This window comes from Phormidium sp. FACHB-1136 (assembly GCF_014697375.1).
In the GTDB taxonomy this organism is placed as follows: domain Bacteria; phylum Cyanobacteriota; class Cyanobacteriia; order Phormidesmidales; family Phormidesmidaceae; genus Nodosilinea.
Map to the genome: position 1 here is coordinate 1 of NZ_JACJRS010000219.1, position 2580 is coordinate 2580.

General features: G+C 50.4%; 3 protein-coding genes and 1 pseudogene. 2 read left to right on the forward strand and 2 right to left on the reverse strand.

Going from position 1 to position 2580, the window contains the following annotated elements:
- Positions 1-335, reverse strand: a pseudogene (locus H6G62_RS26690) (hypothetical protein); the annotation flags it as partial.
- A 67-nt stretch (positions 336-402) separates the two neighbouring features.
- Positions 403-1071 carry a siphovirus Gp157 family protein gene (locus H6G62_RS26695; RefSeq protein WP_190500819.1) on the reverse strand — a complete coding sequence of 223 codons (669 nt, stop codon included), beginning with the start codon at positions 1069-1071 and terminating at the stop codon, positions 403-405.
- Positions 1072-1289: 218 nt separating this feature from the next.
- On the opposite strand from H6G62_RS26695, the gene H6G62_RS26700 reads away from it, so the two are divergent.
- Both H6G62_RS26700 and H6G62_RS26705 read left to right on the forward strand, forming a co-directional pair.
- Positions 1290-1574, forward strand: coding sequence for a type II toxin-antitoxin system RelE/ParE family toxin (locus H6G62_RS26700; protein WP_190500823.1), 285 nt, complete (start codon positions 1290-1292; stop codon positions 1572-1574).
- Between the two features lie 10 nt (positions 1575-1584).
- Positions 1585-1893, forward strand: a complete 309-nt coding sequence (locus tag H6G62_RS26705) for a HigA family addiction module antitoxin (RefSeq protein ID WP_190500821.1) — start codon at positions 1585-1587, stop codon at positions 1891-1893.
- Positions 1894-2580: the final 687 nt, after the last annotated feature.

The window sequence follows — 2580 nt, forward strand, 5'->3', positions numbered from 1 at the left end:
TGGGTTGGCGTCGGGGTCTGAGCTTGGCTCTGGGGTCGAGAAGCGGTCGGTTTACGTTTTGGCTTACTGGCCCGCTGTTGCCACTGCATCTTGCGGATGGGTAAGGATTGCTCCAGTTCCGCGAGCATGGCTTGAAGATGAGGCAGCAGACCTTCGAGGGAGGTTTCTGCGACCAGTCGAGCGATGGGCGCATCGTGGTAGGTCGTGACGGCGAGCATCACCTGTCGGGGCTGGCCCGGTTGTTCAGGCGCGAACCAGTGGATATTGACCTGCATTGCCACCTCGCCCCAGGCGTAGCTGCGTTCTGGGTGGTCTTGGGTTGTGTCCTGGGTCATAGCATTTGGGCATAACAACAGGGGTGCTAGCCATTGAGGACTAGCACCGAGATTCGCGGCTGACGGATTAGACCTGGGCTTGGTCGGCCATCCGATTCAAACTGGTGGGGGCCGCCTCGTAGAGGACTTTGAGTTTTCGCACCAGGTCAGCCCCTGGTACGGTTTCACCCCCTTGAATGGCTCCTTTGATGGCAGTCTTGTCCGGTGCATAGGTCGTTTTGACCTTGATGTACTGCTCTGGAATCATCGACTCGTCTAGGACGACACAACTGGGAGGATTGCGCTTCACCCGAATGCGGTAGGTCTGGCCCAGGGCTTCCTCAGAAATCAGCCCTTGCTCATACAGGTCAAGCACTCCTTGGTCTAAGCGGTTGGCCCAGCCTTTGAGGCGTTTAAGGTCAGCTTCGTGAACCGCCACAAGGGCATCCAGTCGAGCTTGGGCGGCGGCAATCTCCGCATCAATGTGCTGCCGTAGCGTCACATGGATATCGACGGCATCTTCTTGTTGCCCCTGGGCCTGTTGGAGGGCGGGCAGCAGATCCATGGGGTCGGCCATCCCGGAATCGAGCTGTGCCCACAACCGGGCCGCTTTTCGGCTCGACAAACTGAGGGAACGTTGCACCACCGACTCAGGGATAGCCCGATGCCGATGGGGCTTAGTTGGGGTGGGTTTAGCGTTAGTGGGCTTGGACTGGGTGGGTTTGGACTGGGTTGATTTGGGATTGGTGGTTGGCATAGAACCTCCTTACGAAGGGTTACAGGTGGGCGTTCATCTCCCCCACCCAAGCGATAGCGGGCGACCTCAAAACAAGGTGGGCTGGGTATAGGGGCGGTGGAAGGTGGCCCACATCCTGTCCCAACCCGGTCGGTGCTTTTTTGGCCTTCGACAGATAGCCTCTCAACCTTGCGCTACAATACTATTGCTTGACGTTAGTAACGCTATTCAGTAGTATTGTGATCATAGGGTTTAAGTCCGACGAAACCAAGCGTGTCTTTGAAGGCTTTCAGTCACGCTGCTACCCACTTGAAATCCAAAAGATAGCCTTACGCAAGCTGCTTCTCATTCATGCGGCAATATCCGTCAATGATTTGCGTATACCGCCAGGAAACCGATTAGAAAAACTAGCGGGTGATCGTCAAGGTCAATATAGTATTCGGATTAACAATCAGTGGCGCATTTGTTTTACTTGGACAGATGGAAATCATGCAGATCAAGTCGAAATTGTAGACTATCACTGAGAAGACAGTCATGAATAACGAACGATTACCTAATATTCATCCTGGCGAAATTCTACGGCTAGAATTTCTAGATCCACTCAGTATTACGTCCTACCGATTAAGCAAAGATATCGGTGTATCCCAAACTCGAATCAGTCAAATCTTATCTGAAAAACGCAGCATAACAGCCGATACAGCTCTGCGTCTATCTAAATATTTTGGGAATAGTGCTCAGTTCTGGATGAACCTGCAAACTCAGTATGACTTACGCCAAGCTCAGGAAGAAAACAGGGAGATTTATGACCATATTCCTGTCGCTCAACTCGCACATTTAGCCTAGCGTTACAACAGACTCTTAACCCGCCCCCTCACCGTAGAGCAATTCATCATTGCCAATTGGTCTAGGCCAAAGGGTTCGCCATTAGGCAGGGCCGGATGTTGGGGGCTATCAAAGATCGCAGATTCAAATCTGAAGTGCAACACTCTGTCTCAGAGCCGCTGTCAGCCTTCGCGGTCATGACCACAACCAGGAACACGGTACAGCGCAGCACAGCAGGCTATAGGTCTCCTTCATAGGCTTAGTCTTAGATCCATGGCTGCAAGCGGATTTGAGCAGGTGTTGCACTTCAACCTTGAATTGGCCGATTATTAATAAAAATCTGACACTTTAGAGTCACCACTTATCAAGCAACTAATCATGAAATGAGTTGAGAAATTGAATCCATAGATTCAAAGATATTTGTTTTAAGATTTTCTGATTATCTTCTATATTATAGAAACTTTTTGTTGAGCTAGAGAGGATAATCTCTCCATCATCAACAATCGAAGTTACTTTATGTATTACACATCCAATCAGTTCATGCTGGAGACGGACTGCTTTTTTCTGTGGATGAATACCCTTAAGATCTGGATATACGTTACTGGACAGTGGGAAGTTCTGTATCCGGTAGCGGGACGCCAAGAAAAACGGACATGAGCTGAGTCAATCGACCCATCATGTCCGAAACTGGCTGATGTAAAGCCTTTC